Raw genomic sequence first — 12,851 nt, 5'->3', positions numbered from 1 at the left:
AAAATAAATCGGGAGGAAACGCGGATGAACCGCTGTGATGGAAAAATAGCGTTGGTAACCGGCGCTGCACGGGGGCTGGGTGCTGAAACGGCAAAGCGGCTGGCGCAGGCTGGCGCGACAGTTTTGCTAACGGACATCCTCGACGATCAGGGCCGTGCCACCGCAGACGCAATCGTGGATGCAGGCGGCACCGCCCATTACATGCACCACGATGTTACCTCCCCCGACGAGTGGCAGGCCGTGGTGGCAGAAGCCCAAAGCCGCTTTGGCGGCCTTGATGTGCTCGTCAATAATGCCGGCATCTATTTTAACCGACCCATCGCCGACATCAGTCTGGAAGACTGGCGCATGATGATGGCGATCAATGTTGATGGCGTTTTCCTTGGCTGTCAGGCTGCGCTGCCGCTGTTGCGCGAGCGGGCCGGCAAGTGGCGCGGTGGTGGCTCAATCATCAACCTGTCATCTGTTGCCGGGCTCATTGGAGCCGCCGGCGGTACGGCTTATCACGCCTCCAAGGGAGCGGTGCGCCTGTTAACCAAATCAGTGGCCCTCGAAGGTGCTGAGGGCGAAACCAAAGTGCGTGCAAACTCGGTGCACCCGGCGGTTATCGACACGAATATGGGCCGCGATCTTGTTAGCCAGTTTTCAACAAACCTTGGCGTATCCGACAATGAAGCAACCGAGATGGTGACAATGCTTCACCCACTTGGCAGGCTTGGCGTGCCTTCAGACGTTGCAAATGCCGTTGTGTTTCTCGCCAGCGAAGATGCAGCCTTCATGACCGGCGCCGAAGTCGTTGTTGATGGTGGCCTTACCGCGCGATGAACCTCGGCATAGCTGGCAAAACAGCCTTCGTCTCCGGCGCCCATCGTGGCACCGGAGCCATCATAGCGCATCACCTGGCACGTGAAGGCGCGCGGGTGTTTGTGCATGGCCCCGATGTGGGCGACGCCGACGAAACCGTGGCAACACTCAGGGCCGATGGACACGAGGCGATTGCTGCAGCCGGTGACCTGACAACAGACGCCGGGGCGCAGGCTGCGCTTGGCAAAGAGTGCGCTGTCGATATTCTGGTCAACAACTGGGGCGGTGTCGCGCCAGGCCGTTGGAGCAGCACCAAAACAGCAGACTGGCATTCAGACTACGAGCGCAACGTGCTGTCGATGGTCAGGCTATCGACCAGTGCTGCCGACAGCATGAAAAAATCCGGCTGGGGCAGAGTGGTCAATCTGGGCACATTGGGCACCGTCCAGCCACCCGCCCGCACCCCGCATTATTATGCCGCCAAGGCCGCTCTTTCCGCTGCGTCAGCCAGTCTTGCGCGCGAGTTGGGGCCGTATGGCATTACTGTCAATCTGGTGAGTCCCGGTCTTATTCGAACCGCCGAAGTAGAGGCGCATTTTCGTGCGCGGGCGCACCGAAAGGGGTGGGGCGACGACTGGGCCGAGATCGAGAAACGCGCCATGGATGAAATGGGCGGTGGCAACCCCTCAGGCCGCATGTCCACCCGTGAGGAAGTTGCAGCGGCGGTTGTTTTTCTGGCAAGCGATCCTGCTGGCCACATATCGGGCATCAATTTGCGTGTGGATGGTGGCGCCTCCGGCCTTGCGCTCTAACTTGCATCCCGGGATGTGGTTGGGCCAATGTCCCGCGGTCCTTCGTTTCGCTCATCTTATACGGCTTACCCATGCAGACATTTCGCTTTGACCCTTGTGATCTGCCCGACACCGCGCTGGCGTTGCGAAGCGACGTGCGCGCTTTTCTCGCGTCTGAACTTGACGGCTTCCCCGCGCGCAAACGCGCTGAGACGTGGATGGGGTGGGACGCAGATTTCAGCCGCAAACTTGGCGAGCGCGGCTGGATAGGCATGACATGGCCCAAGCAGTATGGCGGCCATGAAAGATCAGCTCTTGATCGTTACGTGGTGCTGGAAGAAATGTTGTCAGCGGGCGCGCCGGTTGCCGCTCACTGGATTGGTGACCGCCAGTCCGGTCCGTTGCTGTTGAACTATGGCACCGAGCAGCAACGCCAAAAATATCTTCCCAGTATCGCGCGAGGTGAAAGTTTTTTTTGCATCGGCATGAGTGAACCGGACTCAGGCTCAGACCTGGCCTCGGTGCGGACACGGGCTGAAAGCACTGGGGATGGCTGGGTCATCAACGGCACCAAGCTGTGGACTTCGGGTGCTCATCGCGCCCACGTGATGATTGCGCTGTTCAGAACAGCAACCGAAGAGGGCAATCGCCATGGCGGCCTGACCCAGTTTCTGGTTGATCTCGACACGCCGGGCATCACCATTCGCCCGATCAGGGATTTGTCCGGCAACGCACATTTTAATGAGGTGGTTTTTGAGGATGTGCTGGTGCCTGACACCCAGCGTGTCGGCGAAACACACGGCGCATGGAAACAGGTTACGGCAGAACTGGCCTACGAGCGCTCCGGCCCGGAACGCTATCTGTCCTGTTATCCGTTGATGGCCGAACTCGTGCAGGAAATGCACGGCAAAAGCGAGCATTCCTCGCGCGATGAAATAGAGATTGGCCGCGCTGTCGCAGAGCTTGCCACCCTGCGTCAGATGTCAGTCTCTGTTGCCGGTATGCTGGATGCGGGCCAGAATCCTGCGCTCGAAGCGTCCGTGGTAAAAGACCTGGGGGCTGTGCTTGAGCAGCGCATTCCCGGCCTTGCAACAGATCTGCTGGGACGCCCGTTTCATTTGGGCGCGGGCGGCATTGATGAAGCTGCGGCCTACCTTGTGCAAAACGCCCCCTCTTTTTCCTTGCGCGGCGGCACGCGGGAAATCCTCCGCGGCATCATCGCCCGCGGCCTTGGGTTGAGGTAGCGCCACGATGAACGAACTCCAAACCATGCTATCTGACACGGCAAACCGTCTGTTCACGGACCATTTGCAAAAGCCTGTCCGCGAAGCTGCTGAAGAAGGTCAATGGCCGCAACTGCTGTGGCAGGCGGTTGAGGAAAACGGTTTTGGCCACGTGCTGGTGAGCGAAGCGCGCGGTGGTGCGGGAGCAGGCTGGTCCGATGCCATGGTGTTGCTCAGGGCATGCGGAACCCACGCCGTGCCATTGCCACTTGCCGAAACAATCGTTGCCGCCTGGCTGTTGGACCAGGCAGGGCTTGATGTGCCCGAAGGCCCTTTGACATTTGCGCAGTCTGATTTGCAGCCCGACGGTGACAGTGTTGTGTGCACAGTCCCGTTGCAGGCTGTGCCTTTTGCAGCGCAGTGCAAACATGTTGTTGCCGTCAGCCCGCACAAGGATGGTGTACGTATCGCGCTTTTTGTTGATGGCAAATCGTCGAACGAAGTAACGACAATCGCCCGCGATCCTGTCGCCGATCTTACGTATAATGCGCCTGCCGTTTCGCACGGTATTGCGCAGTTGCCCGCTGATACCGTCCTGCAATTTGGTGCCGTGGTGCGCGCCGCGGGGATAGCCGGCGCTTTGCAGGCGGTTTTGCTGCAGGCTGTTCAATATGCCGGCGACCGCGTGCAGTTTGGTCGTCCAATTTCACAGTTCCAGGCCGTCCAGCATCAGCTTGCAGAACTAGCGTCACACGCGGCTTCCGTTGGTGTTGCAGTTGATGCCGCCGCCCGCGCAATCGAGGCAAACCCAAGGACAGCCGGTTTTGACATCGCAGTGGCAAAGGTGCGCGCAGCAGATGCTGCACAGATTGGCGCCTCTATTGCTCATCAGACCCACGGTGCCATTGGCTTTACCTATGAGCATGGTCTGCATTTTTGGACCCGCAGGCTATGGTCATGGGCACCGGAGTTTGGCGGCGCTGCCCATTGGGCGCAACGTCTTGGAAAGGAAGCCATAAAGGGCGGCGGAAAAGAGCTTTGGACAACAATCGCAGCGCGCTAGAACGTTGGCGATATTTATTCCGATATAAGCCAGCAAGGACGTCCCGATGAAAGTTTCCGAAGCACTCGATACCCGCCTGACATGCCGCGCCTTCAAAGACACGCCGGTGCCGCGCGAAACGATTGAGCGCCTTCTTGAGACAGCGAAACGGGCACCTTCAGGTGGCAACCTCCAGCCCTGGCATGTTTATGTTGTGGGCGGTCAAGAGCTTGCAGACTTCAAGAAAATCATCGCTGAGAAACTGCCGGACAATCCCTTTGGCGAGGGTACCGAGTATCAAATCTATCCCCCCTCCCTCAAAGAGCCCTACAAGGCCCGCCGCTTCAAGTGCGGTGAGGACATGTATGCGTCAATCGGTGTAACCCGGGAGGACAAAGCGGGCCGCCTGACCCAGTTTGCCAAGAACTTCGACTTTTTCGGCGCGCCCGTGGCGATGTTTTTCTCAATTGACCGCACCATGCAGGAAGGCCAGTGGTCGGATCTGGGCATGTTCATCCAGTCAATCATGTTGCTGGCCCGTGAATATGGCCTTGATACCTGCCCGCAGGAAGCGTGGGCGATCTGGTACAAGACCGTTGGCGAGTTCGTTGGGATTCCTGACGAGCAAATGCTTTTTTGTGGCCTTGGCCTTGGCTACCGCGACGAAGACGCGCCCATCAATTCGCTGCGGACAGACCGGGCACCACTGGAAGAATACGCCAGTTTCAAAGGGATTTAGCGCTCCCATGCACCTGCCGCTGCTGTTTGTGGAGGCCGTGCCATGCAGCTCTGCCCCTAGTCTGACAGCTACCAGTGGTCCATGTTCATGCCGGGTTCACGGATCAGACCTTAGAAATCTCCCCATGTGGACGAACAGTACATATCTCAGCACCGCAGCAGCGCGCAGCCTGGCCTTTGGCGTGGCCCTGCTCGTTGCGGTGGTCATCTTGGTGCACACGGCAGTGCCGGCCGCCGCCCAGGGGTCAGGCTTTTTGCCGCGTGACGAGTTCCGCGCGTCTGAGGGTTTTGAGTCCGGTACGTGGCGCAACGTTCAAAATGGTGACGTGTTGCCGCTCGAAACCGTACTGGGCATTGCCCGGCGCGAAATCGGCGGAGGAACACTTCTTGATGTGGACCTCAACAACCGCAGCGGCGTTTACCGCCTTGAGATGCTGCGCCCGGATGATTCGGTTGTGTATGTGTTCGTTGATGGCAGAAGCGGCCGCGTGATCCGCGTGCGCGGCTGAACAGGAGACGAGGAAAACCCATGCGTGTTTTGGTAGTTGAAGATGATGTTGATATTTCCCGCCAGCTTGTCGGCGTATTGACCGACGCGGGCTACGCGGTCGATGCCGCTGCCGACGGTGAGGAAGGTCACTTTCTGGGCGAAACCGAGCCCTATGACGCCATTCTTCTTGATCTGGGCCTGCCGGCCCTCGACGGTGTTACCGTGTTGGAGCGCTGGCGGCGGGCGGGCATAAAGACGCCCGTTCTTATTCTCACGGCGCGTGACCGTTGGAGCGATAAAGTGGCCGGCTTTGATGCTGGTGCCGACGACTACGTTGCCAAACCGTTTTACGTGGAAGAAGTGCTGGCCCGACTGCGCGCGCTCGTGCGCCGTGCTGCAGGCCACGCCACGTCAGATCTTGAATGTGGCCCGTTGCGGCTGGACACGCGGGCAGCGCGTGTCTCTATTGATGGCAACCCGATCAAACTGACAGCGCTTGAATACCGCCTGCTCGCCTACCTGATGATGCACAAGGGCCGGGTTGTGTCGCGCACCGAGCTGGTGGAGCATCTCTACGATCAGGATTTTGATCGTGATTCCAATACAATCGAGGTCTTTGTAGGCCGGGTCCGAAAGAAACTTGGTGTCAACATCATCCAAACCGTCAGGGGCCTCGGCTATTGCCTCGCTCAACCGGAAGATGCGGCCTGAGTCACTTGCCTTCAGGCTTGTGGCGGGCGCTGCAATCTGGAGCCTTGTTATCCTTGTCGGCGGCGGGCTGCTTCTGGCGGCGGCGTTCCGCGACAGTGTGGAACGCAGCTTTGACGCCCGCATGGATGTGCTGCTTGGCGGACTGATAGCAGACGCAGAAATATCTGACGATGGCCGCCTTGTCCTGCGCCGACGCTTCACACAGACACGTTTTGAGCGCCCTTTTTCCGGTCTTTACTGGCAGATCTCCGAAGCACAGTCCGGTGAAGTGTTGCTGCGGTCGCGGAGTATCTGGGACCAGCAGATTGCTGTTCCTGAAAGGGACGATAGACCCGGTGTTCGGCGGATCGAAACGCAGGGTCCTGAAAACCAGACACTTCGCGTGGTTGCCCGTGACGTCACGTTACCCGGCGGCAGCCGTGAGTTCACGTTTATGGTGGCGGGTGCTATCGATGAGATTGAGCGCGAAACGGAAACATTCAACGGAACAATCGCCGTTGCCGTTGGCGTATTGGTGATTGGGCTCATTGGCGCGATGTTAATTCAGGTGCGCTTTGGCCTCAGACCGTTGCGCAGCGTTGAAACCGGCCTCGCTGAAATACGCTCCGGCAGAGCAGAACGCCTGACCGGCGATTTTCCAACCGAGATTGCTCCGCTTGCAGGAGAAGTAAATAAGCTTCTCGATCACAACGCACAGATTGTCGAGCGCGCCCGCACCCACGTAGGCAATCTTGCCCATGCGCTTAAGACACCGCTGAGCATTCTCAACAACGAAGCGTCGGCCCGCGAGGTGCCCGGAGCACCACCTTTGGCGGAAACAGTGCGTCGTCAGACGGACCTCATGCGCCGCCAGGTTGACCACTATCTCATTCGCGCGCGTGCGGCAGCGGCAGGTAGTGTGCTGGGTGCGCGTGCGCCTGTGGCCGCAGTGGCGGACGACTTGGTTCGCACCCTCAAACGCATTCACCGTGACCGCACATACGATGTAACGGTGGTGTGTCCCGAGGGCATGGATTTTCGCGGTGAACGGCAGGATCTCGAAGAGCTTCTCGGAAATCTGCTCGACAATGCTTTTAAGTGGGCGGATCGGCGCATTTCGATCAAGGCCTCGTCGCGCGACAACCAGTTAGTGGTCATAGTCGAGGATGACGGGCCGGGTCTGACCGTTCAGGAGCGCGAACAGGTTTTGAAACGCGGTGCGCGACTGGACGAGACCGTCCCCGGCTCCGGTCTGGGCCTGTCGATTGTTGAAGATATTGCTGCTCTTTATGACGGGTCTTTTGTTTTGCACGCCTCGCAAATGGGCGGCGTAAAGGCCGAACTCATCCTGCCTTTGGCAGCATAAGCCCAAAACCTGATCCTTTTCCTGAATGCCAAATGAATATGTGGTTCAGGCCCGCCTCAACTCAATTTGATTAATTTGTGTTTATCGGACGGCGCGGGTTACCTCCTCTTGCCCCTCATGCCCCCAGTTTTTGGGGTCCGCGCCGCCCGTCACGCATTTGGCCTTGCAAAGAACAAGGTCCACATTGATGGGAAGGCTTACACGATGCGCATGTTGAAAATTGCTGCTGTGATAGCAGGCGCCCTTACACTGGGCGCGTGCCAGACGGCAGGCGGATATGGCTATGGGCCAAAGACCGTTGGTGGCGGCGTTGTCGGCGCTGTTGCCGGTGGCCTGCTTGGGTCGCAGTTCGGCTCCGGCTCCGGCCAGTTGATTGCTACAGGTGTTGGCACACTGCTTGGTGCAGCCGTGGGTGGCAGCGCGGGTCAATCGCTTGACCGCGCTGACGCACTGTATGCCGAACGCGCCTACTCGGACTCGTTCTACAGCCAGGGCCCTGTCCACTGGCGCAACCCGCAGACCGGCCACCACGGCCAGTTCAATTCCGGACCTGCAAATTATCAGGGCGGCCGTGAATGCCGCCGGGTTGAAAGCACGTTCTATGGCCCCCAGGGCCCCTACCGCGACTTTGCTACGGCCTGCCGAATGCCGGATGGAACCTGGCGCACCATTTAGGGCACCCACGCGCGCGTCAGGAACCGCGTACCAGCATTGGCAAGTCAAACGGGGAAGGGGGCAACCTCTTCCCCGTTTACGTTTTGCCGCCAGGTGAAGAAACCGAAACGGTGGAAACAGCGCGCTGTTCAGCAAGAGAATGAAGCGTCATTCCGGCGAGAGTCTGTGCACGCGCTTCAGTAAGCCGATCGAATAGCGGCGCGACGGCTCCGGCATCCTCGACAACCTGATCGGCATATGTTGAGGCAAGGTCAGCCTTTCCTTCAGCCCCCTGCCGCACAACATTCAACCACTCATGCAGGCTGATCTTGTCCAGCGGCTTGCCGGGCATCAGGCCCGGCAGTTCAGCGCCGGTTTCAACCAGCATTCCTTCCTGCAGCAAAAAATCCACCACACGCTCGACCGGCGGTAACGGCAGGCGCATGGCGCGCGCAAGGCGTTGGGCTGTCCATGGTGCATCGCCGCGTTCAAACGCTGTGGCAACGAGCATGCCGATCTCAAGACCCAGACGCTCGCGTGCATCGATGGAAAGCCGGTAGATTGCGCTGCGTGTGAGATAGGCAGGGTTTTGCTGATAGAATGCGATGCCTGCCCCGGCCAGCAAAATCAGCCAGCCCACATACATCCAGAACATGAAGACAACGAGCGACGCGAACGCTGAATAAATCACGGCGTAGCGCGCCGAGGTTACAACAAAAGAAGCAAATGCCCAGCCAGCAAGGTTCCATGCAATGCCCGCCACTACGGCGCCGGTAAGGGCTGCTGTCAGCCGCACGCGAGTATTGGGGATCATCATGTAGATGATGGTGAATGCTATAATCACTGCTGCGTAAGGCACCAGCCGTGACATCTCTGAAATGACTGTGCGCAATGCACCGCTGCCCACGCCATCAATTGCAGCAGCGCCGGCCACGCTTGCCATCAGCCCCATGGCAACCACGAGCAAAATTGGCCCGACCAGCAATACGCTCACAAAGTCTGAAAAACGCCGCGCCAATGGCCGCAGGCGGCGCACCTGCCAGATCTCATTGAACGCGGCTTCAACTTTTTGCAGCAGCGACACGCCGGTATAAATCAGCACTGCAAAACCGACAGACCCCAGCACGCCGATATTTACCTGCGCCACAAACTCCAGAACTGTCGTGCGGATCTCGACGCCCTGGTCGCCAAGAGGTGCAAGAAACTCCGTCAGAAAAACTTCCAGCTCCCGGTCAACGCCAAAGCCCTTGAGAACTGAAAACACAATCGCGAGTGCCGGGATAAGGGCAAGCAGGGTTGTGTAAACCAGGCTCATTGCGTGCAGGTTGAGCGTGCCGACCGAAAAATCGCGGATCAGAACACCGGCCACACGCAACACATGCTGCGCGACGCGCTGCCAGACTGGCGCACCATCCAGCCGCGCGTCCCATACAAAGACGCGCGTTGCATTGATCGGATCACTGAACTTCATCGGTCAATCATACCTTGCCTGCGTTGAATATCGCTGGGTGCCGCGTGAACAAACTCACATGTGCACTTCGTTAAGCAAACCCTAACACGCGCTTTCGGAAAGCCATTGTTAAGCATGCCTATGTATCAATTCTGGATATATGCCGCCAGAACAAGCGCTAACACCAGAAAAGGGCCTCGTGAGGGCCAGATAAAGGATCAGTTCGGCGTGGCCGAAAGCCGTACCATCAGGCAACTGAAAGAGGTGTTCACGCAGCTCTCCAGTGCCCAGACAAAGAAGCTGATTGACGCCATCGAGATGGACAGACTCGCGGGCGGTAAGCTTCCCCACGACCTCATTCTTGAGGCGTTGCGTCCGCGTATGCGCGAAGCAGAAGACCCGAAGTCAAAACGCGGCGGGGCACCTACGCCCGTGCGGCACTTATGTTGGCCTTTTGAGGAACTGCTGGTTACCAAGCGCCCCGGCCCCAAACATCGTGGCCGTGTTGCACGCACATCCATCATGCCCGTCTGGCAGTGGCTGGCCCAGGACCGCATCCCCGATACGCTGGAAGAAGTGTCCCAGCGGATAGTAGATCACACACTCGCCAAGGATTCCGCCGGCCTCAACGCCGCTATCGCAGTGCTTCACGCAAGCTGTGCACAAGCAATTCGCGAAGGCCTGGACGAGGCAAAGCCAGGGAGCAAAACCAAGCGCCTGTTGATAGAGCGTCTGGGTGGCGAGGAAGTGCTCGACGATGCACGCGAAATGGGGCTGCTGCTCGAAGTGGCACCTCGCCTGAGCGACTTCAAGCGCGGAATGCCCAAGAACGTTTCAGAACTTACCCCTGCTCTGGCCCGCGAGGTGCGCGAGCTTTTTGATGAACTGGCCGAAGCCCAGCCCGATGCTGCCCCCTACGCGGCCGTGATTGCCATGCGCCATATCGAGCAGCCATGGCAGATGTTCCGGATCGTCAAGGGCGTCGCGCACACAAACACAGACGTTCTTATCAGCCGCACGGACATTTCGATCGTCGGAGAGTTGTTGCTCCTCGACATGGAAGATGCTGTTGATTGCCTGGAAAATGTCGATCCTGCCGAGGCGCCTGACGAGGTGGCCGAACAGTTGAAACTCTTTACCCAGATTTCACGCGGCATTACCGAAGAGATTGGTGTTCGCCGTGATGGCGCGTGGGCAACCCGCCTCATGAGTGCGCGCGGTGCGGTCTCTGAAATAATCCGGGAACGGATGGATAGAGCACATACTAAAGTAGTCAAGGCCCTGCCAATGCGGTCAACGGGCCGTTTTGGGCGCGGGGGGCCAAGCCGCCCTGACTTGTCGCGCGAAATTGACCCGCAGGCTGTCGAGCGTGCAGTCAATACAATCCGCTTCCTTGAAAGCGCACGCCGGTACGCACAGGCGGGGTCATTTGTCGGCGCACTCAACGCGGCCGTCGCTGAAATCGACAAGTATCTTGACGACTTCGAACGCGGCATCGTTGACGAGTTGCGCAGTGACGATGCTGCCATCCGCGAACGCGGAGAGACCTATCTTGATGCTGTTGCGAGCCTGGTCGAGATTTTCCGCAACCCCGAAGAAGCAGCCTTGCTTCGCAAGCGCGGTATGCTTGCTAAAGACTCAGCAATCGCCTGAGTAACCGCGCACCTGGTTGCCCTTTAAGTCCGTGAATATCCAGCTACACTCCCGCTGACCTTGCATCATCGGGAAAGCAGCGCACATGGCCATCGCCTATGAAGGATACTCACAGCTCACATTCGATCGCCCGCATGAGCGGGTGCTGCGCGTTACCATAGATAACGAGGAGCGCCTGAACGCGCTCAACGCGGACGGGCACCGTGAACTGACCTATGTGTGGAACGAGATTGATCGCGACGACAGTGTGAATGCTGTCATTCTGCGCGGACGAGGGCGGGCGTTCTCAGCCGGCGGCGATTTCCAGATGATAGAGGATGTACTGGACGATTTCACGGCCCTTACAGGTCTATGGAAAGAAGCGCGTGACCTCGTTTACAACATCGCCAACTGCAACAAGCCCATTGTCTCCGCCATTACCGGCCCGTGCGTGGGTGCAGGCCTTGCCGCCGCGTTGCTTGCAGACATCTCAATTGCCACACCCAGTGCAAAGATCGTTGACGGGCACACGCGCCTTGGAGTGGCTGCCGGTGATCATTCCGTCCTGATCTGGCCACTGCTCTGCGGCATGGCCAAGGCCAAATACTATCTGATGCTGTGTGAGCCGATTGACGGTACCGAAGCAGAGCGTATCGGCCTTGTGTCAAAGCTGGTCGCTGAAGAAGACCTTGAGGCCACGTCAATAGACATTGCCACGAAGCTTGCCGAAGGCAGCCCCAGTGCCATGCGATTCACTAAATATGCGCTCAACAACGTGCTGCGCATGTTCGGTCCCGCCTTCGATGCTTCAACGGCGCTGGAGATGCTGGGTTTCACCGGCCCCGACCCACGCGAGTCTCTCAATGCACGCAAGGAGAAACGCCCCGCAAAGTTCAATCCGCACAGCCCGCTATAGGCTGCTGCTACTCGGCGTACTGGTCTGTAAATGCATCCACATAGGCAAACAGCCCCGGCGATCCGCCTGTTGCAATGAACACAACGGTTTCGTTACGGGTAAATGCACCTGACTGAATAAGTCCCAGCAAGCCTGCCATCGCCTTGCCGCTGTAAACGGGGTCAAGCAACAGACCTTCCGTGCGCGCCACCAGCCTTACGGCTGCCGCCATCTCCGGTGTGGTCTGGCCATAACCTTCACCCAGAAAACCGTTGTGCAGTGTGATCTGGTCTGTGGAGACGTGCGCCTGTGCAGCATCCGTTGCCAGTCTCATTGTGTCGGTTGCAAGCGCACTTACAGTTTCGCGTACTTTGTCGGCATCCGGGTTGAGCACACCAATGCCGTGCACGGACGTATCCGACAAAAAAAGCTGCGTACCTGCCACCAGTCCTGCATGGGTGCCCGCCGAGCCATTGGCGACAACCATATGGTCAATGCGCGTGCCCGCGTCAGATGCCTGTTGCTGCATCTCCCGCGCCGCGCGCACATAGCCAAGACATCCAAGCGCATTGGAACCACCAACCGGAACCACATAAGGCGTGCGTCCGGCTTGCGTAAGCTCGGTAAGAATACTGTCGAGCACCTCCCGGCCGTTAGCGGTGGCGGGGAAGACGCGCAGGTCGGCACCGAACAAGCCATCCAGCAGGATATTGCCGGATCGCATGTAGGCGGGCGTCTGGTTTGGCACCGTTTCAAACAACACGCCGACGCACCCCATCCCCAGCTTCGCAGCGCTGCCCGCCGTTTGCCGCACATGATTTGATTGCAGCGCGCCAGCCGTAACAACTGTATCAGCGCCCTTCGCCTGCGCATCGGCAAGCAGGTACTCAAGCTTCCTGATTTTGTTGCCGCCGCCCGCCGTCGCCCCAAGGTCTTCTCGTTTGACCAGAAGGTGAGGGCAGGGCGCACGTGTCGTTTCCAGCGCCGCCCGCAAACGCGGCATTTCCTGCAGGGGCGTTGGCGACCCGACAAGATCCACACGCGCAATACTGTCAAAATGGTCAGTCATGTGGGTA

General features: G+C 58.8%; 13 protein-coding genes. 11 read left to right on the top strand and 2 right to left on the bottom strand.

Features of this window, described 5'->3' with window-relative positions; translation table 11 throughout:
• Positions 1-24 precede the first annotated feature (24 nt).
• The 9 genes from RIB87_RS09340 (at position 25) to RIB87_RS09300 (ending at position 7,819) form a co-directional block, all read left to right on the top strand.
• The gene (locus RIB87_RS09340; RefSeq protein WP_350145862.1) at positions 25-825 is read left to right on the top strand and encodes an SDR family NAD(P)-dependent oxidoreductase; all 801 of its coding nucleotides are present in this window, start codon (positions 25-27) and stop codon (positions 823-825) included.
• Positions 822-1,616 (top strand): SDR family NAD(P)-dependent oxidoreductase, encoded by a 795-nt coding sequence (locus RIB87_RS09335; protein WP_350145860.1) that lies wholly within the window; start codon positions 822-824, stop codon positions 1,614-1,616. Before RIB87_RS09340 ends, RIB87_RS09335 begins: the two co-directional genes overlap by 4 nt.
• A gap of 71 nt (positions 1,617-1,687) precedes the next feature.
• Entirely contained in the window at positions 1,688-2,839 is a 1,152-nt protein-coding gene (locus tag RIB87_RS09330) for an acyl-CoA dehydrogenase family protein (RefSeq protein WP_350145858.1), read from the top strand.
• Positions 2,840-2,846: 7 nt separating this feature from the next.
• A complete protein-coding gene (locus tag RIB87_RS09325; protein WP_350145856.1) occupies positions 2,847-3,881 on the top strand; it encodes an acyl-CoA dehydrogenase family protein in 1,035 nt (344 codons plus the stop codon).
• Positions 3,882-3,927: 46 nt separating this feature from the next.
• On the top strand, positions 3,928-4,599 hold the full coding sequence (locus tag RIB87_RS09320) for a nitroreductase (protein ID WP_350145854.1): 672 nt from the start codon (positions 3,928-3,930) through the stop codon (positions 4,597-4,599).
• Positions 4,600-4,723: 124 nt separating this feature from the next.
• A complete protein-coding gene (locus RIB87_RS09315) occupies positions 4,724-5,107 on the top strand; it encodes a PepSY domain-containing protein (RefSeq protein ID WP_350145852.1) in 384 nt (127 codons plus the stop codon).
• 20 nt (positions 5,108-5,127) lie between these two features.
• Positions 5,128-5,799 carry a response regulator transcription factor gene (locus tag RIB87_RS09310; RefSeq protein ID WP_350145850.1) on the top strand — a complete coding sequence of 224 codons (672 nt, stop codon included), beginning with the start codon at positions 5,128-5,130 and terminating at the stop codon, positions 5,797-5,799.
• Positions 5,732-7,144, top strand: a complete 1,413-nt coding sequence (locus RIB87_RS09305) for an ATP-binding protein (RefSeq protein WP_350145848.1) — start codon at positions 5,732-5,734, stop codon at positions 7,142-7,144. The genes RIB87_RS09310 and RIB87_RS09305 overlap by 68 nt, the downstream gene beginning before the upstream one ends.
• Before the next feature lie 204 nt (positions 7,145-7,348).
• Positions 7,349-7,819 carry an RT0821/Lpp0805 family surface protein gene (locus RIB87_RS09300; RefSeq protein WP_350145846.1) on the top strand — a complete coding sequence of 157 codons (471 nt, stop codon included), beginning with the start codon at positions 7,349-7,351 and terminating at the stop codon, positions 7,817-7,819.
• Positions 7,820-7,895: 76 nt separating this feature from the next.
• On the opposite strand, the gene RIB87_RS09295 is transcribed toward RIB87_RS09300, so the two are convergent.
• Positions 7,896-9,269, bottom strand: coding sequence for a YihY/virulence factor BrkB family protein (locus tag RIB87_RS09295; RefSeq protein ID WP_350145844.1), 1,374 nt, complete (start codon positions 9,267-9,269; stop codon positions 7,896-7,898).
• Between the two features lie 207 nt (positions 9,270-9,476).
• Between RIB87_RS09295 and RIB87_RS09290 the strand changes: the two genes are divergently transcribed.
• Positions 9,477-10,901 carry a hypothetical protein gene (locus RIB87_RS09290; RefSeq protein WP_350145842.1) on the top strand — a complete coding sequence of 475 codons (1,425 nt, stop codon included), beginning with the start codon at positions 9,477-9,479 and terminating at the stop codon, positions 10,899-10,901.
• An 85-nt stretch (positions 10,902-10,986) separates the two neighbouring features.
• Positions 10,987-11,796, top strand: coding sequence for an enoyl-CoA hydratase/isomerase family protein (locus RIB87_RS09285; RefSeq protein WP_350145840.1), 810 nt, complete (start codon positions 10,987-10,989; stop codon positions 11,794-11,796).
• A 7-nt stretch (positions 11,797-11,803) separates the two neighbouring features.
• Here RIB87_RS09285 and RIB87_RS09280 read toward each other — a convergent pair whose 3' ends face one another.
• On the bottom strand, positions 11,804-12,844 hold the full coding sequence (locus RIB87_RS09280) for a D-cysteine desulfhydrase family protein (protein ID WP_350145838.1): 1,041 nt from the start codon (positions 12,842-12,844) through the stop codon (positions 11,804-11,806).
• Between the last annotated feature and the right edge of the window lie 7 nt (positions 12,845-12,851).

The sequence above is a fragment of the Pyruvatibacter sp. genome, assembly GCF_040219635.1.
Taxonomy (GTDB): Bacteria; Pseudomonadota; Alphaproteobacteria; order CGMCC-115125; family CGMCC-115125; genus Pyruvatibacter.
Note: the sequence above shows the minus strand (reverse complement) of the source record. Positions and strands in the feature narration are given on the sequence as shown.